Source organism: Oleiharenicola sp. Vm1 (genome assembly GCF_047777955.1).
In the GTDB taxonomy this organism is placed as follows: Bacteria; Verrucomicrobiota; Verrucomicrobiia; order Opitutales; family Opitutaceae; genus Didemnitutus.
Genome location: NZ_CP180537.1, coordinates 1,297,581 through 1,317,793 on the forward strand (window position 1 = coordinate 1,297,581; position 20,213 = coordinate 1,317,793).

12 protein-coding genes, 1 tRNA gene and 1 pseudogene are annotated in these 20,213 nt (G+C 67.4%); 10 read left to right on the plus strand and 4 right to left on the minus strand.

What is annotated here, in order from left to right; genetic code table 11:
• Positions 1 to 9: 9 nt before the first annotated feature.
• Together ACMYLB_RS06740 and ACMYLB_RS06745 are read left to right on the plus strand one after the other, a co-directional pair.
• Positions 10 to 4,752 (plus strand): DEAD/DEAH box helicase family protein, encoded by a 4,743-nt coding sequence (locus ACMYLB_RS06740; RefSeq protein ID WP_415910181.1) that lies wholly within the window; start codon positions 10 to 12, stop codon positions 4,750 to 4,752.
• Positions 4,753 to 5,187: 435 nt separating this feature from the next.
• Entirely contained in the window at positions 5,188 to 7,365 is a 2,178-nt protein-coding gene (locus ACMYLB_RS06745; RefSeq protein WP_415910182.1) for a recombinase family protein, read from the plus strand.
• Positions 7,366 to 7,560: 195 nt separating this feature from the next.
• On the opposite strand, the gene ACMYLB_RS06750 is transcribed toward ACMYLB_RS06745, so the two are convergent.
• Positions 7,561 to 7,634, minus strand: a tRNA-Gln gene (locus tag ACMYLB_RS06750).
• A 120-nt stretch (positions 7,635 to 7,754) separates the two neighbouring features.
• On the opposite strand from ACMYLB_RS06750, the gene ACMYLB_RS06755 reads away from it, so the two are divergent.
• On the plus strand, positions 7,755 to 8,486 hold the full coding sequence (locus tag ACMYLB_RS06755) for a YdcF family protein (protein WP_415910183.1): 732 nt from the start codon (positions 7,755 to 7,757) through the stop codon (positions 8,484 to 8,486).
• 16 nt (positions 8,487 to 8,502) lie between these two features.
• Here the strand turns inward: ACMYLB_RS06755 and ACMYLB_RS06760 are convergent, their stop codons facing one another.
• From ACMYLB_RS06760 to ACMYLB_RS06770, 3 genes are all read right to left on the minus strand, one after another.
• Positions 8,503 to 9,597: an alpha/beta hydrolase family protein gene (locus ACMYLB_RS06760; RefSeq protein ID WP_415910184.1), complete on the minus strand. Its 1,095-nt coding sequence runs from the start codon at positions 9,595 to 9,597 to the stop codon at positions 8,503 to 8,505.
• A gap of 84 nt (positions 9,598 to 9,681) precedes the next feature.
• Positions 9,682 to 11,010 (minus strand): GTPase HflX, encoded by a 1,329-nt coding sequence (gene hflX / locus ACMYLB_RS06765; RefSeq protein WP_415910185.1) that lies wholly within the window; start codon positions 11,008 to 11,010, stop codon positions 9,682 to 9,684.
• Between the two features lie 75 nt (positions 11,011 to 11,085).
• Positions 11,086 to 12,078, minus strand: a complete 993-nt coding sequence (locus ACMYLB_RS06770; protein WP_415910186.1) for a dihydroorotate dehydrogenase-like protein — start codon at positions 12,076 to 12,078, stop codon at positions 11,086 to 11,088.
• Between the two features lie 320 nt (positions 12,079 to 12,398).
• On the opposite strand from ACMYLB_RS06770, the gene panB reads away from it, so the two are divergent.
• The 7 genes and pseudogenes from panB to ACMYLB_RS06805 all read left to right on the plus strand — a co-directional run bounded on the left by panB (position 12,399) and on the right by ACMYLB_RS06805 (position 20,184).
• On the plus strand, positions 12,399 to 13,190 hold the full coding sequence (gene panB, locus ACMYLB_RS06775) for a 3-methyl-2-oxobutanoate hydroxymethyltransferase (RefSeq protein ID WP_415910187.1): 792 nt from the start codon (positions 12,399 to 12,401) through the stop codon (positions 13,188 to 13,190).
• Positions 13,187 to 13,951 carry a pantoate--beta-alanine ligase gene (gene panC, locus ACMYLB_RS06780; RefSeq protein ID WP_415910188.1) on the plus strand — a complete coding sequence of 255 codons (765 nt, stop codon included), beginning with the start codon at positions 13,187 to 13,189 and terminating at the stop codon, positions 13,949 to 13,951. Before panB ends, panC begins: the two co-directional genes overlap by 4 nt.
• Positions 13,938 to 15,053 (plus strand): annotated as a pseudogene (gene coaBC, locus ACMYLB_RS06785) (bifunctional phosphopantothenoylcysteine decarboxylase/phosphopantothenate--cysteine ligase CoaBC); the annotation flags it as partial. The gene panC and the pseudogene coaBC, both read left to right, overlap by 14 nt.
• A gap of 135 nt (positions 15,054 to 15,188) precedes the next feature.
• Positions 15,189 to 15,968, plus strand: a complete 780-nt coding sequence (locus tag ACMYLB_RS06790) for a type III pantothenate kinase (protein WP_415911045.1) — start codon at positions 15,189 to 15,191, stop codon at positions 15,966 to 15,968.
• A 7-nt stretch (positions 15,969 to 15,975) separates the two neighbouring features.
• Complete coding sequence (panD, locus tag ACMYLB_RS06795) at positions 15,976 to 16,329, plus strand: aspartate 1-decarboxylase (protein WP_415910189.1); 354 nt, start codon at positions 15,976 to 15,978, stop codon at positions 16,327 to 16,329.
• A 131-nt stretch (positions 16,330 to 16,460) separates the two neighbouring features.
• The gene (clpB, locus tag ACMYLB_RS06800; protein ID WP_415910190.1) at positions 16,461 to 19,046 is read left to right on the plus strand and encodes an ATP-dependent chaperone ClpB; all 2,586 of its coding nucleotides are present in this window, start codon (positions 16,461 to 16,463) and stop codon (positions 19,044 to 19,046) included.
• Between the two features lie 49 nt (positions 19,047 to 19,095).
• Positions 19,096 to 20,184, plus strand: coding sequence for an arabinogalactan endo-beta-1,4-galactanase (locus tag ACMYLB_RS06805; protein WP_415910191.1), 1,089 nt, complete (start codon positions 19,096 to 19,098; stop codon positions 20,182 to 20,184).
• The last annotated feature ends 29 nt before the right edge of the window (positions 20,185 to 20,213 follow it).

The following is a 20,213-nucleotide window of genomic DNA, read 5'->3' on the forward strand; positions in this document are numbered from 1 at the left end:
GCCATCGAGTTGCTGCGCCAGATTGAGGCGGAGCACCGCGCCGCTACTGCGCTCGAAAAGGCCGTGCTGGTCCGCTACGTCGGCTGGGGCGGCCTGCCGCAGGCCTTCGCCGAACCGAAGGAGGCCCCGGCCTGGCAGGCGGAGCAACGCGAGCTGCGGCAGCTGCTCACGCCTGATGAATTCTCCGCCGCGCGCGCATCGACGCTCAACGCACACTATACGTCGCCGACCGTGATTCGCGCGATGTATGCCGGGCTTGAGCGATTGGGGTTTCGCGGCGGCCGGATCTTGGAGCCTGCGTGCGGGCTCGGACACTTCTTCGGATTCATACCCGCACCCATGCACGGGCAGTCTCGGCTCACCGGGGTCGAACTCGATTCCCTCACGGCCCGGCTCGCTCGAACCCTCTACCCGGACGTAGACCTGCGGGCTGAAGGTTTCGAATCCGCGACCCTCGCCACAAACGCCTACGATCTCGCCGTCTCGAACATCCCTTTTGGCGACTACCGGCCGCATGATCCACGCTTCAATGCACGACGGTTTCGCATCCACGACTATTTCTTCGTCGCTGCCCTCGCGCGTGTCCGCCCAGGAGGCATCCTCGCCTTTATCACCTCGCGCGGGACGCTCGACAAGAGGGACGGCAGCTTGCGTCAGCTCCTCGCGGCGGAAGCCGATTTGATCGGTGCGATTCGGCTCCCCAATACGGCGTTTCAGCACAATGCCAACACGCGGGTAACCACTGACATTGTGTTTCTCCGCAAGCGCCTGCCCGGCGAGAAGCCGTCCGGAAATCTCTGGGCCAAATGCCGTCCTTTGCTTGTTCCCGCGGGAGAACCGATCCCGGTGAACGAATACTTTCACGCCCACCCGGAGAATCTTTTGGGCCGGATGCAGCGGCGTGAGCATGGCATGTATGGGCGTGATGAGGTGGAATTGGCTGACGACGGGCGGGATTTGGCCGCCGCGCTAGCCTCCGTGATGTCATCCCTCCCTGCAGGCATCTACCGGGCCGCCACCGGCGTCGTCGCACGTCAATCCCTCCCAGCGCCTGCCGGCCTGAAACCCGGCGCCTACGTTGCGCTGGAGGACGGCAACCTGGGCCGCCGCGAAGGCGATGAACTGGCCCTGCTCACCGACATCCCCACCACGACGGTGCGCCGCATCCGCGGCCTGATCCGCATCCGCGATGCGGCGCGAGCCTGCCTTTCGGCCCAGGTGGAAAACCGAGACGATGCGGCGGTCAGTTTAGAACGGGAGCGGCTCAACGAAGCCTATGACCGCTTTGTCGGTCAATTCGGCCCGGTTTCCTCGTCTGCCAACGTCCGCTCCTTTACGGGTGATCCGGACCTACCGCTGTTGCTCTCCCTGGAGCACTACAACGCCGATCAGGATACCGCGACCAAGACAGCGATCTTCCGCGAACGCACGGTCGAGCAGCGGCGCCCGGTCGAGCAGGTCGCAAGCGCCCGGGAAGCACTGGTGGTCACGCTCAATGAGCGGAGCCGGGTGGACCTCGACCATATCGCGAAGCTGGTGGGACGCACCCCCGAGGAATTTCTCCCTGAACTACAAGGGCTCGTTTTCCAGAATCCGACGACGCGGCGGTGGGAACCCGAAGATGAATATCTCTCCGGCAACGTCAGGGAGAAGCTCACGGTGGCGGAGCAATCCGCCCGCCGTGATCCGCGCTACCGCGCCAACGTCGAGGCCCTCCGTGCCGTGCAACCGGACGCCCTGGCTGCCAACGAAATTGATGCACGTCTGGGTTCGGTCTGGATTCCGCCTTCCGACATTGCCGATTTCGCCCGTGACTTGCTGAGAACAGGACAACGAGATGGCCGGGCGGTCCGGGTCGGCCACGCAGAACAACTTGGTTTGTGGACCGTCGAGGTCGATCCGCTCTACCGCCGCAATGCCGCCAACCTATCCGAATGGGGCACCGACCGCGCGCCGGCCCACGAGCTTCTTGAGCACGCGTTGAATCTCCGCACCCCCACCGTCTATGACCGCGATGCCAACGGCAATCCGGTGGTCAACGCAGTGGCTTCGGAGGCTGCGCGAGAGAAACAGCAAAAAATCAAAGATCGGTTCGGCGAATGGATTTGGTCTTACGATGCCCGCCGGGAGCGGCTGGTCGCGCTCTACAACCGCGAGTTCAACTGCTATCGCCTCCGCACCTTCAACGGCGACCACCTCACGTTGCCGGGGGCCAGTCCAGCCATTGCGCTACACGCACACCAAAAAGCCGCGGTGTGGCGCGTGCTGCAAACGCCGAACACGTTGCTCGCTCACGTGGTCGGCGCCGGGAAAACCTATACGATGGTGGCGGCGGCGATGGAGTTGAAACGGCTGGGCTTGGCCAAAAAACCGCTGTTCGTGGTGCCGAACCACATGCTCGGGCAGTTTTCCTCGGAACTGCTGACGTTGTATCCTGCGGCCAACATTCTCGCCGCGGGAAAAGCCGATTTTGAGAGCGCAAAACGGCGCGAGCTGATGAGCCGAATCGCCACCAACAACTGGGACGCGGTCATTGTCACGCATTCGGGCTTTGAGCGCCTCGCCATGTCGGCCCGCGCGCAGAAACGATTCATCGAAGACCAACTCGTGGAACTCGAAGCCTGCATTCGCGAACAGAAGGGCAGCGATGCGGGCACACGTATCGTCAAGCAGCTGGAGGCTTCCAAGAAACGGTTGGAAGCGCGTTTGAAGTCGATGGCAGCCGTGCACCGGAAAGATGACACCCTGACCTTCGAGGAACTTGGTGTTGATCGACTCTTCGTCGATGAGGCGCACGCCTATAAAAATCTGTTCTACGTCACCAAAATGACCCGGGTCGCAGGTTTGCCTCAATCGGCTTCCGAGCGCGCCTTCGATATGTTCCTGAAGGTGCAGCACATTCAGCGCCTGAACGGCGGCGGCGGGGTGGTCTTTGCCACAGGCACCCCGGTAACCAATACGATGGCCGAGATGTTCACGCTGCAGCGGTTCCTGCAGATGGACGTTCTGACGCAACGCCGCTTGCGGCACTTCGACTCTTGGGCCGCCACCTTCGGTGAATCAGTCACCGCCCTCGAACTCGCCCCCGATGGAGCGGGCTATCGGGTCAACACGCGTTTCGCACGTTTCGTGAACGTTCCGGAGCTGATGCACTTGTTCCGGCAGGTCGCGGACATTCAGACGGCAGACATGCTGAAGCTACCCGTGCCCTCAATTGAGGGCGGTAAACCGCGCATCGTCCGTGCCCCAGCCACGCCGCAACTCAAAGCGTTGGTCGCCTCACTCGCGGTCCGTGCGGAAAAGCTCAAAACCAACCATGTGCCGCCTTGGGAGGACAACATGCTCAAAATCACCGGCGAGGGCCGGAAAGCTGCGCTCGATGTCCGCCTCGTCTTGGGGGACATGCCGGACAATGGCGCGTTCAAGGTCAACCAAGCCGCCCGCGAGGTATTCAGTATCTGGGAGCAGACTCGTGACCAGCGCCTGACCCAATTGGTGTTTTGCGATCTCTCTACGCCGAAAGCGGAGGGTCAGGGATTTTCCGTTTACGACGATTTGAAGGCGAAGCTCATCCGTCAGGGGGTGCCCGCCGCGGAAATCGCGTTCATCCAAGACTACGACAGCGACGCCTCGAAATTGACGGTCTTCAAAGATGTCCGTGCCGGCAAGGTGCGGATTCTCATGGGCTCCACCCAGAAAATGGGTGCAGGAACCAATGTTCAGGCCAAACTTGTCGCACTCCATCACCTAGATGCACCTTGGCGTCCCGCGGACATCGAGCAACGGGAGGGGCGCATTCTTCGGCAGGGGAATAGTAACCCAACGGTGCATATCGTCCGCTATGTCACCGAGGGCAGTTTCGACGCCTACATGTGGCAGACGCTCGAAACGAAGGCGAAGTTCATCGCTCAGATCATGACGGGGGAATGCTCGGCGCGCCGAATCGAAGACCTCGACTCCCCCGCACTGACCTACGCCGAGGTGAAGGCCATCGCTTCCGGCAATCCGCTCGTGATCGAAAAAGCCAAGGTGGATGCTGAGGTCATGCGCCTCGGCCGACTCCGTGGACAGCACAGCGAGGATCAGTATCACACCCGTCGTCGCATTCGCATGTTGGAGGAGGACATCGTGCGCATCGAAAAAGCGATCCTGGGCCACGAATCCGATCTCGGTCGTCGCATGGATACGCACGGTGGCAAGTTCAGCATCAAGCTCGTGGGCCGAACCTATGAGCAGCGCACCGATGCAGGGGCCATCCTGATTGGGTTGGTCGATCGCCATCGGCAGGCGCGGGGTCCGGTAGAACTGGGACAGTTCGCCGGCTTCCGCTTGGAATTCAGGCCGATGGTAGGCGATAAACTAACCCTGCACGGGGCGATGTCCTACGACGCCAACGTCTCGGATAGTCCCGCCGGCATCATCGGCTCGCTGGAACACGCCGCGCGCTCCATTGAGGAGCGGATCGGTCGGTGCCGCGAACAACTCGCCCAGTCACGCAAGGCTTTCGCGGACTACACCGCGTTGACCGACCGTCCTTTCGAGCACGAGACGAGGTATCACGAGGTCGTCGCCCGCCAGGCGGAGTTGGTCCAAGCGCTGGATCTCACCAAAAGCCAGAAGGCAGAAGGGCTGTCGGCTGATGCTCCGGTCGTCGCTCCCACCGAGGGAGAGCCGGCCATCACGATAGAAGCTCCCTCGCATGTATCGAGCGTGGCCTCCAAGCCGGGACGCAAGTTGCGGGTCGCCGTTTGAAATGGAGGCCCAGCCGAACATGTCCGTCACGATAGACAGTCCACGGAGGCGACGCCGAATCGCGGAGCTACTCCACAAGGCCATCGTCGAAGTTGAGTCCACGCTACCGTCGCCTGAGCACGAAGCATCAGTGGCAGCACATGCCGACGCCCCGGTCTCACTGCAGACAGATCTTCCCGACAGCGAACGCGTCATCCGCTTCTTGCGCGTCACTGGGCAATCTTCGCCCGCGAACATTCGTGACACACTTGGGTTGTCTCGGTCGGGGACGTTCAGGGTGTTGCAGGCGCTGATCCACGCTCGGCGAATCGTGAGCCACGGTCAGACCCGCACCTTGGTCTATCGCCTGAATGAGCGCGAGCCGCCACTGGGCCGTATCGATCTGAACTGACCATGCCACGCAGAGAGCAGTCCGAAAACTCTGGTTCAGCGCGGGTGCCCGTCGCGATCTACGCCCGCGTCTCAACGGACAACCAAGTCGGGGGTCGCTTCGATTCCTGCGAGAGCCAAGCCGCCGTTTGTAGGGACCATATCCGCAAACAATCTGCCGAGGGGTGGTATGAGGTCGCATCCTTCACGGACGCCGCCTACTCCGGCGGAACCATGGACCGGCCGGGGATTCAGGCACTCAAGCGAATGATCGCCGCCGGGGAGGTAAAGGTCGTGCTGATCTTCAAATTGGAGCGCGTCTCCCGCAATATGGACGAATGGGGACCATTCCGCGCGTTTCTCCAGAAGCACGGCTGCCGGCTCGAGAGCGCGACGGAAAACATCTCCGAACTGGAGCCTGAAGGACGGCTCAAGAACAACATCATGATGAGCGTCGCAGAGTTCGAGCGCTTGAACACCGCCAAGAAGACCCGTCTCAAGATGAGGGAGCAGGCCAAGCGGGGTTACTGGAACGGGGGACCAGTGCCCTACGGTTACGCCTACGACAAAAATACCCAGGCGCTGCTACCGCACCCGACCGAGGCCGCGATTCTAAAACGGATCTTCTCCGAGGCCGCCAAGCTGACATCACTCACGGATCTCGCCAACGCCCTGAACGCCGAGGGTCATCGAACGAAACAGCGAATCATGCAACGTCGCGACGGAACAACCGAGAATGTCGGGGGGCGTCTCTTTCGCTCCGACGGGATTCGCTTGCTGATCCGCAATCCCATCTACCGCGGTGCGGTGAAGTTTGAAGGTCAGGAATTCAGCGGCAAGCACGAGCCGCTGGTGGATGCCGACCTATGGGAAAGGGCCAACGCCGCGGTTGCGGAAACCAAGGAACGGCCGGGCCAGTCCGTTGATCATCCATCGTTCCAAGCTCGTGATGCTCACAATCACTTGCTCAAAGGAATTGCGTGGTGTGCGGCCTGTAACCGGGCGCTGGTGCCAAGCGATAGCGGTAAGAAAAGTATCAGCGGAAGGAAGTATCGATACTACACGTGCAGTCTGGTCCTCAAAGAAGCGAAGTCGCCGTGTTCGGTTGGGCGGTTGCCAGCCGATGCGCTGGAGAAAGCCATTGCGTCGGTATTGGGCGAGGCCGCTAGGCATCCAGCGATCATCAAGGAGATCGTCGAAGTTTCACGATCCACCCATCGACGCGATGTCGAGGATGTGCGGGTAGAACTGACCCAAAAAAAGCAATCACTAGCCACGGTCGAAAAACAGCTCGGCAACTGTGCTGATGCAATTGCCAAGGGAGGAGTCGATGTCTTAGGCGACGCAATATTGCGCCGTGCCACAGACCTGCGCGATGAGCGGCGTCGGCTCCTCGTGGAGCAGGAAAGACTCCGCCAAGAGCTGGCGACGGCAGACACGATGGTCTTGGAAGAGAAGCGTGTCCGGAGGAATCTTGAGCGATTCGATCACCTTCTGGCCACGCTTTCTCCGTCGGAGCAAAAGGAGCTGGTGCGAAGTTTTGTCGAGCGCATCGACGTGCAGCGGATACCGGATCATCAACGTCGGCGGTTGGCTTCCACCGTTGATGATGGTGCCGGTGATCGCCTGATGAAAATACGGATTAAGCTGCACGACGCTGAACTGGCGGAAGGCGTGGGTAACGGCGCTTCTGTCGGTAGCTCGCCTCGGCCAACGCCGCATATCCGTGGGCTGAGTTTTGACGCCGTTGTGGATTTCACGCACGCAAACAGAGGGGAAATCAGCCTGATTACCCCATTCCGGCAAGCAGTCCGCCTGGAGGAGCGCGTGCGGAAAATTCCCTCGGCTCAGCCGACCATCGAGCACCCCATACTCAAAGCGCAGCGTTGGCATCGGTTGCTTCAAAGTGGTGCAATCTCAACTCGCGTATCCTTGGCCAAGAGAGAAGGCCTCACGCCGGGTGCAATCACGCGAATCATGCAGTTGCTCGATCTGGCCCCGGAGATTCAACAGCACCTCGCAGCAATCAAAGACCCCGGTGCGATCTGGTATTTCGGCTACCGACCAATGGGCGAATTGGCGCGCCTGCCATTTGAGCAACAGCGTGTTCAGTTTGCAGCGATGGTCTCACAATTCGAATCACGGCGGCGCGAACGCGCCGGGGTGCGAGTTGTGCCCTTTTCGGACATTAGGAACGGCGTTCAGCAGAAGCTCAACAGAGGCCTGGGTCCGCGTCTTGGATGAGGTAGATTCGGGTTCTTGGATTTTGACTTACTTTGCAGAGGTGCAGCCAAGAACGGTGAAAAACGGAAAGTTCTAAGAACAAATTAAGAACTTCGCCAAAGTAAGTCAAAATGGCCAATTTCGCTTCCCTCCGGCCCACTGCTACTTAACGCCAGTTTTGCCACATCTCAGAAAAAGTTCGGATTTTTCTCGAGATGGCTGCCCGGCATGGATTCGAACCATGACTAGGCGAGTCAAAGTCGCCTGTGCTACCATTACACCACCAGGCAGTGAGTGAGTGGAACGGCCGAAGGAAGAGCGCGCCTCGGGACGGGTCAAGGGCGGAAATCGCCCGGGCGGGGCGCGGGCCGGCGATTGACTCGGCGCCGCCCGCGCGGATTCTCGGCCGCGTGCTTTTCTTCAACAAACTGCTGCCGGCGTTCGTGCTGCCGATCGGAGTCGTGACGCTCCTGATCTTGCTGGCCGGGTGGAAGAAATGGCGCTGGGCGGCGTGGCTGGCGGCGGCAACGCTGCTCGCCTCCTCGACCGGCGTGGTCGGCAACGCGCTCCTGCGCTCCCTGGAAAACGCCTATCCCGCGCGCAGCATCGCAAGCCTGCCGGAGGCGGACGCGGTGCTCGTCCTCGGCGGCGTCCTTTCGCCGGGCAAGGCGACGGGCCTCGTGACCGAGTGGTCGGAGGCGGTGGAGCGATTCGAGGCCGGGGTCGAGATCGTGCAGCGCGGCAAGGCGCGCCTGGTGCTCTTCACCGGCGATCCGCGCGGCTCCGAGGGCTCGGCGCTGCAGCGCGAGGCGATCGAGCGCGGCGTGCCGCGCGAGCGCACCGCGGTGATCGGCGCGGTCGGCAACACCGCCGACGAGGCGGCGCAGCTGAAGCGCTACGCGCAGCAGCACGGCCTGAAGCGCGTGGTGCTGGTGACCTCGGCCTGGCACCTGCCGCGGGCGATGCGGCTGTTCCAGGGGGCGGGCGTGGAACTCACGCCGTTCCCGGTCGACTACCGCGCGCTGCCCAACGCCGGGCTGCCGTATCTCGACTGGATCCCGAACGCGGGCGCGCTGGGCAAAACCGAGACGGCGCTGCGCGAGTGCTACGGCATCGCGTTCTACGCGGTGTTCGGCCACTGAGCGCGCGGCGCGCGTTTCACTGGGCGGGCGGGACGCCGCGGCGGAGCAGCGGCTTCACCGGCGTGCCGTCGGACCATTGGCCCATGGCGAGCTGGGTCGGGCCGCCGCCGAGGGCGACGTCGCGGAGCCGGTTCTCGAACGCGGCGGCGCGAAGCGCGTCGAAGAGCCGCCAGGTGCCGTAGTAGTCGAGCGCGTCGGTGACCGGCGTCTCGTGCGACGAATCGTCGAGGTTGAGCCCGCGCTCGGCGAGGCGCTCCTTGGCCTTTTCGGCGAGGCGCTTGCGGATGAAGCCCTTGGGCTCCTCGCGTTGCGGCGGCTGGTAGCCCGGCAACGGCGCGGCGGGGGCGCGGTGCGTGGCGACGAGCGCGGGTGCGCCGTGGTCGTCGGAGCGCAGCTCGAGCCAGTCCTTTTGCGCGGCGGGGACGGCGGTCGTGGCCTCGTAGATCCGGCGCGCGCCGGTGTCGCCGACGAGCGTGTCGCGGTCGCCCGAGAGCGTGAGCAGCAGGGTGGCCGCCGGCACCTGGGCGAGGTCGGCGAGCGGCACGAGCGGACCCTGGTCGCGCTCGAGCACGGCAGGCTCGACGCACATCACGGCCTTCGGCGCGGGCAGGCCGGCGGCGGGGAGCGCGACGGCGAGGTTGGCGGCGAGGACGCCGCCGGCGGAGTGGCCGACGGTGGCGAGCCGTGCGAGGTCGGCGCGGGGCAGGTCCTTTTGCCGGGCGAGCCAGTCGAGGCCGCGCTTCACGCCGGCGACGGCGTTGGGCGTGAACTCGGCGGGCGGGGTGCGGAGATTTTTCTGGTAGCGCGGGTAGAGCACGATGGCGCCGTGGCGCACGAGGTGGTGGATCCACGCGAGGTAGTGCTCGGGCTTGGTTGCGCCCCAGCCGTGGGCGAAGACGATCACGGGCAGCGGTTGCGCGGCCGCGGGCTGCTCCGGCCAGAAGACGGTGACGTCATCGCCGTCGTCGCCGCTGGCGTGGCTGGCGACGCGCGCGTAGGCGTAGTCGGCGCCGCCGGGGCCGGTGGCGGGCTGGGCGGGTGGAATTGGCGCGGCGTTCGCGGCGGCGAAACCGAGGCAGAGCAGGAAGGCGAGCGGTGGAGCGAGGCGCATGGCGCGGCGGATTGCTCCGGTAGACGGAGCGCGTGCCGCGGCGGTTACCGTGAAGCGCGCAGGCCTGCGCCCGCGTGACGGTCCTCAGCGGGCGCGGGCGGCAGCGGGCCGGGCGGGCTTCCTTTTCGGCGCGGTGGGCGCGGGGGCGAGGAAGGGCTCGAAGAGCGCGCGCTGCTTCAGCGGGAAACGGCCGCGGATGAACACGCCGTCGTCGCGCGTGTCCTGCTCCGCCACCGTGCCGAGCTGGTGGAGCTTGGCCACCAGGTCGTAGCGGTCGTGGGGAAGGAGGAGCTCGGCGGACATCTGGTCGTCGATCGCGAGCTCGGCGCAGCGGGCGAGGAGGCGGTCGAGGCCCTCGCCGGTGTGGACGCTGATGAAGAGCGCCTCGGGGTGGCGCGCGCGCAGGACGGCGAGCGTCTGCGGGTCGGCGGCGTCGACCTTGTTGAAGGCGATGATCATCGGCTTCTCGGCGGCGCCGAGTTCGCCCAGCACTTCCATCGTGGTGGCGAAGTGGTGTTCGACGTTCGGGTTGGCGACGTCGAGCACGTGGATGATGAAGTCCGAGACGACGACCTCCTCGAGCGTGGCCTTGAAGGCCTCGACGAGCCGGTGCGGCAGGCGGCGGATGAAGCCGACGGTGTCGGTCATGAGCAGCGTGCGGCCGTCGGGCAGGGCGAGCTGGCGCGTGGTCGGGTCGAGCGTGGCGAAGAGTTTGTCGGCGGCGAGGACCTGCGCGCCGGTGAGCTTGTTGAGCAGCGAGGATTTGCCGGCGTTGGTGTAGCCGACGATGGCGGCGCCGGGGACGGGCTTGCGCATGCGGCGGCGGCGCTGGACCTCGCGCTGGAGGAGAACTTGTTCGAGCTCGCGCTTGAGGTGCGCGATGCGGTCGCGCACGAGACGGCGGTCCTGCTCGAGCTGCGTCTCGCCTTCGCCGCCCATGGCGCCTTTGCCGCGCTGGCGGGAGAGGTGGGTCCAGGCACGGGTGAGGCGCGGCAGCGAATACTCCATGCGCGCGAGCGCGACCTGGAGGACGGCTTCGCGGGTCTGGGCGCGGTCGGCGAAGATCTCGAGGATGACCTCCTGGCGGTCGATGACGGCGAGGCCGGACTCCTCCTCCCAGTTGCGCTGCTGCGCGGGCGAGAGCTCCTTGTCGAACACGATCAGGTCGCACTCGTCCTCCTTCGCCAGGGCGATGAGCTCGGCGGTCTTGCCGGTGCCGATGAGGAACTTCGGCTGCTCGCCGGCGCGCATGGTCACGAGCACGGTGCGGGCGACGACGATGCCGAGGTTCTCGACGAGTTCCTTGAGCTCACCGAGGAGTTCGGCGCCCTCGCCGGACGCCATGTCGAACGTCTGCACGCCCACGAGGAGCGCGCGCGAAGTCTTTTTCTGGTCGGTGAGGAAGTCTGCCATGTGCGGCAGAGCGTGCGCCGGAGCGGGCGCGAGTCAAACGACCTTGCGCGGCCCGGCGGCGGGGCGCGCGGCGCGCTACCGGTCCCAGAACAGCAGCGAGTGCACGTAGTTGGCGCGCTCGTAGGCCTCGGGGTTGCGGCTGTTGGCGAGGTTGAGCTGGCCGCGCAGCTCGCTCAGCGAGCGGAAGCGGTGCTCCTCCAGATAGGAGGTCAGGCCGTTGACGAGGGAGCGGAGGTGCTGCGGGCCGTAGCGGAGGAGGGCGGAGACGACCTGGACGGTGTCGGCGCCGGCGAGGAGGGACTTGATGACGTCGTTGGGCGTGTGGACGCCGCCGGTGACGGCGAGGTCGACCGGCACGCGGCCGCTGAGGATGGCGAGCCAGCGCAGGCGCAGGAGCAGTTCGGAGGAGTCGGAGAGCTCGAGCTTCGGCGCGACCTCGCGGAAGCGGACGTTGATGTCGGGCTGGTAGAACCGGTTGAAAAGCACGGCGCTCTTCACCCCGGCGCGCGCGAGGCGGTCGACGAAATGGGGCAGCGAGGAGAAGAACGGCGAGAGCTTCACCGCGAGCGGCAGGCTGGAATTCTCGCGCACGGAGGTGACGATCTCGATCATGCGGTCCTCGATCGCGGCGGCGGAGGTGTCGGGATCGGTGGGCAGGAAGTAGAGGTTGAGCTCGATGGCGTCGGCCCCCGCCTGCTGCACGCTGCGGGCGAAGTCGACCCAGGTCGTGGGCGTGCGGGCGTTGAGCGAGGCGATGATCGGGATGTCGACCGCGACCTTGGCGCGGTAGATGTGCTCGAGGTATTCCTCCGGGCCGAAGGCGTAGGCGTCGCTGCCCTCGAAGAAGGCGTCGCCGGCGGCGTCGGTCTCGGAGAGGCGGTTCTCGAGCTTGAGGCGCTCGGTCTGGGTGAGGCGGACCTGCTCCTCGAAGAGCGAGGCGAGCACGATGGCCGAGGCGCCGGCGTCCTCGAGTTCGCGGATGCTGGCGAGGCGGTTCGTGAGCGGCGACGCTCCCGGCATGATGGGATGCTTCAATTGCAGCCCAAGGTAGTTCGTCGTGAGATTCATCGGCGCGGGAGCGAAGCGGGGCGGGGAGGCTGACCGCGCGAGTATGCCCGCCGGTGCCGCCGGCGACTGCGCCGAGGTTGGCCAACGCTGCGCGCGGCTTGGCCGGGCCGGGGCTCGCTGCGGGACGGAGATTTGGTTTGCACGGAGGCCCGCGGCGGCAACCTTGGCGGCGTCTGGCGCGAACTCGTGCGCGACCGGACGCCCGCAACTCCCACTCCCGTCCTCGGACAACCAGGCCTGATCGCCATGCGACAAGCACTCCCGTCCCTCCTGCTCCCGCGCTCGCGGGTTTTCCGGCGTCGGAAAACCACCGCAGCGCCTTGAAGAGCATCCTCGAATTTTCCGCGGCCCACGCCGCGCGCCGGCCGATCGTGATGACGACGGCCTATGACGCCCTCCTGGCGCGCCACGCCGCCCGCGCCGGCATCGACGCCGTGCTGGTCGGCGACAGCGTCGCGATGGTCGTGCACGGTTTCCCGTCCACCGTCCACGCCACGATGGAAATGATGGTCGCGCACACCGCGGCCGTCCGCCGCGGCGCCCCCGACCTGGTGGTCGTGGCCGACCTGCCGTTCCTCGCCCACCGCCGCGGCCGCGAGGCCGCGGTCGCCGCCGCCGGCGCGCTCGTGCAGGCCGGCGCCACCGCGGTGAAGCTGGAGGGCGTGGCCGGGCACGAGGACGTGATCGCGCACCTCGTCGGCAGCGGCATCCCGGTCATGGGCCACCTCGGCCTCACGCCGCAGTCCGTCCACCAGCTTGGCGGCTACCGGCTGCAGGGCCGCTCGGCCGACGAGGCGGAGGCCATCCGCGCCGACGCGCGCCGCGCCGCGGCGCTGGGCGTGTTCGCGCTCGTGCTCGAGTGCGTGCCTGCCGCGCTCGCCGCCGCGATCACGGCCGAGCTGCCGGTGCCGGCGATCGGCATCGGCGCGGGCGCGGAGACGGCGGGGCAGGTGCTGGTGATCTCCGACCTGCTCGGGCTCGACCCGGATTTCCGCCCGCGCTTCGTGCGGCGCTACGCCGACGGCGCGGGCGTGGTGCAGGAGGCGCTCGAGCGCTACGCCCGCGACGTGCGCGCGGCGCATTTCCCCGCCGCCGCGGAGGTGCTGGCATGAGCGCGCCGCGGCTGCATGAATCGATCGCCGCCTGGCGCGCCGAGCGCGCGGGGCCGCGCTTCGCGGGGTGCACGGTGGGCTTCGTGCCGACGATGGGCGCGCTGCACGCCGGCCATCGCGCGCTGCTCGAGCGCGCACGGGCGGAGAACGACCGCGTGGTGTTGAGCGTCTTCGTCAACCCCACGCAGTTCAACGACCCGACCGACCTGGAGAAATACCCGCGCACGCTCGCCGAGGATGTCGCGCTTGCGCGCGGGCTGGTCACGGACGTGATCGTGCCGACGGCGGAGGAGATGTATCCCGACGGCTACCGCTACCGCGTGAGCGAGGGCGAATTCAGCCGCGAGCTCGAGGGCGCGCACCGGCCGGGGCACTTCGACGGCGTGCTCACGGTCGTGCTGAAGCTGCTCCAGCTCGTGCAGCCGACGCGCTCCTATTTTGGCGAGAAGGACTGGCAGCAGCTCGCGCTCGTGCGCGGGATGGCGACGGCGTTCTTCCTGCCCGGCGAGATCGTGGCCTGTCCGACCGTGCGCGATGCGGACGGCCTCGCGCTCAGCTCGCGCAACCGCCGGCTGGCGCCGGCCGACCGGGCGCGTGCGGCGGCGTTCCCGAAGCTCCTGCGCGCCGGCACGCCCGAGGCGGCGGCGCAGGCCCTGCGCGGCGCGGGCTTCGAAGTCGACTACGTGGCCGAGCGCGACGGCGTGCGCCTCGGTGCGGTCCGGATCGGAGGCGTGAGGTTGATCGACAATGTCCGCGTCTAACCTGCTCGTCATCGTCACCGGCTCGATCGCGGCGGCCAAGGCCTGCGACGTGATCTCGCGGCTCGTGCAGCGCGGCCACCGCGTGCGCTGCGTCGCGACGGAGGCGGCGCTGCGCTTCGTCGGCCCCGCGACGCTCGAGGGGCTCACCGGCGCGGTGCCGCTGACGGATCTGTTCGCGCCCGGCGCCGCGCTCGAGCACATCGAGCTCACGCGCTGGGCCGACGCCGTGCTCGTCTGCCCGGCGACGGCGAACACCCTCAACCGCCTCGCCGCCGGGCTTGCGGACGATCTGCCGGGCGCGCTGTTCCTGGCGCACGACCGGCGCAAGCCGTGGCTCGTGGCGCCGGCGATGAATCCCGCGATGTGGGCGCACCCGGCGACGGTGGCGGCGGTGGAAAAGCTTCGCGGCTGGGACGTGCGCGTGCTGCCGGTGGCGGAGGGGCGCACCGCGTGCGGCGAGGTGGGCGAGGGGCGCCTGATCGAGCCGCCGCAGATCGTGGCCGCGGTCGAGGCCGCGCTCGCGCGCCCGGCGCGGCGCCTGCGCGTGCTCATCACCAGCGGCGGCACGCAGGAGCCGGTGGACGGCGTGCGCGTGCTCACGAACACGAGCACGGGCGCGACCGGGGCGCGGCTGGCGGAGCATTTCGCGCGCTGCGGCCATGCCGTGACGCTGCTGCGCGCGCGCGGCAGCGTGGCCGCGGAGGCCGCAGGCGCGGAGGAGCTCTTCACGACCTCGGCGGAACTCGATGCCGCGCTCACGCGCCTGCTCGGCGCGGGGTGCTTCGATGCGGTGATCCATGCCGCGGCGGTGAGCGATTACGGCGTCGAGCTCGTCGGCGCCGACGGCGCGCCCCGGCCGGCCGGCGTGGGCAAGCTCGACTCCGCGGAGCCGCCATGGCTGCGGCTCCGGCCCTTGCCCAAGCTCCTCGACACGCTGCGCGCCCGCGCCGCGGCGCCGTTGCGCGTCGTGGCTTTCAAGCTCACGCACGGCGCCGGCGGCGCCGAGGCGCACGCGGAGGTCGCGCGGCTCTTCGCCCGCGCGCAGCCGGACGCGGTCGTGCACAACGACCTGACGGCGCGCGGGGCCGGCCCGGACGATTTTCCCGCGACCCTGCACCTCGCCGACGGCCGCGCCCAGCCGTGCGCGACACGCAGCGAACTCGCCGCCGCGCTCGAGCGCTGGCTCGTCGCCGCGGCGCTCCCAGCCGCCAATTTTCCCACCGCAACCCCTAGTCCCATGCTCCTCTGTCTCGATGTCGGTAACACCCAGATCCACGGCGGCGTCTTCGCCGGCGACGCGCTGAAATTCCAGTTCCGCAAGTCGACGCACCCGCTCGGCTCGTCGGACGAGCTCGGCGTCTTCTTCCTCGCCGTGCTGCGCGAGAACGGCGTCGACCCGGCGGCGGTGACGCAGGTGGCCGTGTGCTCGGTCGTGCCGCCCGCCGCCTATGCGCTGCGCGGCGCGAGCGTGAAGTATTTCCGCACCGAGCCGTTCGTGCTGCAGGCGGGCGTGAAGACCGGACTCAAGATCCGTTACCGCAATCCCGCGGAGGTCGGCGCCGACCGCGTGGCCAACGCCATCGCGGCGACGCAGCGCCATCCGGGGCGCGACGTGATCGTGGTCGACTGCGGCACGGCGACGACCTTCGACGTCGTCACCGCGACCGGCGACTACCTGGGCGGGGCGATCATGCCCGGCGTGGGGCTGTCGGCGGAGATGCTGTCGGCGCGCACGGCGAAGCTGCCCGCGGTCGAGATCCAGCGGCCGGAGTCGGTGCTCGGCCGGACCTCGGTCGAGAGCATCCAGTCCGGCCTGTATCACGGCCATGTCGGCGCCGTGCGAAACCTGCTGAGCGCGCTCGCGATCGAGGCGTTCGCGGGCCAGCCGCCGCTCGTGCTCGGCACCGGCGGCTTCGCACGGATGTTCGAGGCGGAGGGGATTTTCAACGAGATCGTGCCGGAGCTGGTGCTGCTGGGACTGCGCCAGGCCGTGCGGATGAATGCCGAGTCCAAGTGAGCCCCTCATGCGCCTGACCCTGCTGAAATCGAAGCTCCACCGCGCCCGCGTGACCGCGGCCGACCTGAACTACGAGGGCTCGATCGCGATCGCGCCCGAGCTGCGCCGCGCCGCCGGGTTCCTGCTGCACGAGCGGGTGGAGATCTACAACGTGACCAACGGCCAGCGTTTCGCCACCTACGTCATCGGCGGCACGCGGCGCGGCGAGATCATGGTCAACGGCGCCGCCGCCCGGCTGGTGCAGCCGGGCGACGAGGTGATCATCGCGGCCTACGCGGAGTTCGAGCCCGCCGAGGCCGCGGCGCACGAGCCGGTGGTGGTGCTGCTCGACGCCCGGAACCGGCCGAAGCGGCAGCGCTGAGCGCCGGGCGCTTTGGCGCGCGGTGAGACGGCCGGCGGCGCATTGTGGCACAGCCGGCGCGGCGCGGGAGTGGCGTTTCATTCGGGAACGGCTATCCTGCGCTTGGAACGGACTGTGCAAAGGAGGACGCCATGGACCCGCAAAAGATGACCGTCATGTCCCGCCAAGCCGTGCAGGAGGCGCAGAACGTCGCGCGCCGCCGCTCGCACAACGAGGTGGACACGTGGCACCTGCTCGTCGCGCTGCTCGCGCAGGAAGGCGGCATCGTGCCCGCACTGGTCGAGAAGCTCGGCCTCACCGTCAGCGCCATGCAGCTCGCCGCGGAGCGCGAGCTCGACCGCCTGCCGAAGGTCAGCGGCGCGGTGGACGTCTCCAAGATCTATGTCACGCAGGCGCTCAACGCGGTGCTGACCCGCGCCGAGGAGGAGCGCGACGCGCTGAAGGACGAGTTCATGAGCGTCGAGCACCTGTTCCTCGCGCTCATCCACGTGGCGAAGCCCGAGGGGCTGAAGAAGTATTTCCAGAGCTTCGATCTCGCCCGGCCGCGCGTGCTCAAGGAGCTCGCCGCCCTGCGCGGCAGCCAGCGCGTGACCTCCGACAACCCCGAGACGACCTACAACGCCCTGGAAAAATACGGCGTCGACCTCGTGGCGCAGGCGCGCAAGGGCAAGCTTGACCCCGTGATCGGCCGCGACGCGGAGATCCGCCGCGCCATCCGCATCCTTTCCCGCAAGACCAAGAACAACCCCGTGCTCATCGGCGAGCCCGGCGTGGGCAAGACCGCCATCGTCGAGGGCCTCGCGCAGCGCATCCTGCGCGGCGACGTGCCCGAGGGCCTGAAGGACAAGACCGTCTTCGCCCTCGACATGGGCGCGCTCATCGCGGGCGCGAAATACCGCGGCGAGTTCGAGGAGCGCCTCAAGGCCGTGCTCAACGAGGTCAAGCAGGCCGAGGGCCGCATCGTCCTCTTCATCGACGAGCTCCACACCATCGTCGGCGCGGGCAAGACCGAGGGCGCGATGGACGCCGGCAACCTGCTCAAGCCGATGCTCGCCCGCGGCGAGCTGCACTGCATCGGCGCCACCACGCTCGACGAATACCGCCAGCACATCGAGAAGGACCCGGCGCTCGAGCGGCGCTTCCAGCCCATCCTCGTGGAGGAGCCGACGGTCGAGGACGCGGTCTCGATCCTGCGCGGCCTGCGCGAGCGTTTCGAGCTGCACCACGGCGTGCGCATTCAGGACAACGCCCTCGTGTCCGCCGCCGTGCTCTCGCATCGCTACATCTCCGACCGCTTCCTGCCCGACAAGGCCATCGACCTCGTCGACGAGGCCTGCGCCATGATCCGCACCGAGATCGACTCGCTGCCGACCGAGTTGGACGAGCTCCAGCGCCGCGTCATGCAGCTCGAGATCGAGGAGACCGCGCTGCAGAAGGAGAAGGACGACGCCTCCAAGCGCCGCCTCGAGGCGCTGCGCAAGGAGCTAGCCGACGCCAAGGAGCAGGCCACCGCCCTCCGCGCCACCTGGCAGAAGGAGAAGGAGTCGCTCGGTCGCGTGCAGAAGGTCCGCGAGGAGCTCGAAGCCGCGCGCCTCGAGATGGCGAAGGCCGAGCGCGCCTACGATTTGAACAAGATCGCCGAGCTGAAGCACGGCCGCATCCCGCAGCTCGAGAAGGAGCTCGCCAAGGCCGAGAAGTCGCCGACGGCGAAGACCACCCTGGTGAAGGAGGAGGTTTCCGCCGAGGAGATCGCCGAGATCATCTCGAAGTGGACGCACATCCCCGTGACCAAGCTCATGGAGGGCGAAAAGGAGAAGCTGCTCCGCCTCGAGGACGAGCTGCACCGCCGCGTCATCGGCCAGGACGAGGGCGTGCGCCTCGTCAGCGAGGCGATCCTGCGCGCGCGCGCCGGCATCAAGGACCCGCGGCGGCCGATCGGCAGCTTTCTGTTCCTCGGCCCGACCGGCGTCGGCAAGACCGAGCTCGCGAAGACGCTCGCGGAGCAGCTCTTCGATTCGGAGGACAATCTCATCCGCCTCGACATGTCCGAATACATGGAGAAGCACAGCGTCGCGCGCATGATCGGCGCGCCTCCGGGCTACGTCGGCTACGACGAGGGCGGCCAGCTCACCGAGGCCGTGCGGCGGAAGCCGTATGCCGTCGTGCTCTTCGACGAGGTCGAGAAGGCGCATCCGGACGTGTTCAACGTCCTGCTCCAGGTCCTCGACGACGGCCGCATCACCGATTCGCAGGGCCGCACCGTGGACTTCAAGAACACCGTCATCATCATGACCTCGAACATCGGCAGCCGCCACCTGCTCGAGGGCGTCGAGGGCGGCGAGATCAAGGAGAGCGTGCGCGAGAGCGTCATGGCGGATCTGCGCGCGACGTTCCGTCCGGAATTCCTCAACCGCATCGACGAGACGATTCTCTTCAAGCCGCTCGCGCTCGAGGAAATCGAGCAGATCGTCGACCTGCTCATCGCCGACATCAACCGGCGCCTTGCCGAGCGCCGCGTCACCGTCGTGCTCGACGCCAAGGCGAAGGCGTGGGTCGCCGAGAAGGGCTACGACCCGGTCTTCGGCGCGCGGCCGCTGAAGCGTTTCCTGCAACGGCACCTCGAAACGCGCCTCGCGCGCGGCCTCATCGCCGGCGAGGTGGAGGAGGGGGCGAAGGTGACCTTCAAGGTGCGGGACGACGAACTCGTCCTCGCCTGAGCAAAGCCGGTTTGTCTTCGCGGGCGCGCCGCCCCACGATCGCGCCCGTATGAAGACGCTCTGGGGCTGCGCGCTGGTCGCGCTCGCGTCGGCTGCCGTGGCAGCCGAGCCGTTCTATGTCGGGGCCGACCTTTCGGCCCTGCCGATCTACGAGCAGCGCGGCGCGAAATTTTCCAAGGGCGGGCAGGCGGGCGACGCGCTCGCGCTGTTCCGCGCCGAGGGCATGAACGGCGTGCGCCTGCGGCTCTTCGTCGCGCCGAAGCCCGAGGGCATCGTCGACAACTCGCTCGACTACACCGTGGCGCTGGCGCGGCGCGTGAAGGCGTCCGGCGCGGCCTTCATGCTCGATCTCCATTACTCGGACACGTGGGCCGATCCGCAGAAGCAGGCCAAGCCGGCGGCGTGGGAGGCGCTCGCATTCGACGATCTCGTGGCGCGCGTCGGCGCCTACACGCGCGACGTGCTGGCGCGTTTCGAGCGCGAGGGCCTGCGGCCGGACTTCGTGCAGATCGGCAACGAGATCACCAACGGCCTGCTCTGGCCGGAGGGCCGCGTGAAGTTCGGCGCCCCGGCGGACGAGGACGCCGCCGCCTGGTCGCGGCTCGCGCGCCTGCTCCGCGCCGGCATCGACGCGGTGCCGCGCGGGCCGGGTCAGCCGAAGATCATCCTGCACATCGAAAGCGGCGGAAATCTCGACAAGTCACTCTGGTGGTTCCGGCACGTGCGCGCGGCCGGGCTCGGCTACGATATCATCGGCCTGAGCTACTATCCCGACTGGCACGGCGGACTGGCGAACTACCGCCGCACGCTGGCGGCGCTCGCGGAGGAGTTCCGCCAGCCGATCATGGTGGTCGAGGCCGGCTATCCGTGGAAGACGGCGAAGAAGTGGACCGAGAAGGCCCACATGGACTGGCCGCTCACGCCGGCCGGCCAGGCGCAGTTCCTCCGCGACGTCGTGCAGGCGGTGCGCGAGATCCCGCACGGTCTCGGCGCCGGCGTGTGGTATTGGCACCCCGAGTCGATCCCGCTGCGCGGGCACTACGCGTGGGAAGGCGGCACCTGCGCGCTGTTCGACGAGGAGGGGCGGATGCTCCCGGGCGCAACGGCCCTCTTCGGCGCCGGCGCCTCGCCGCGCTGACGGACCCGATCGGAGCCGCGGCCGCGGAA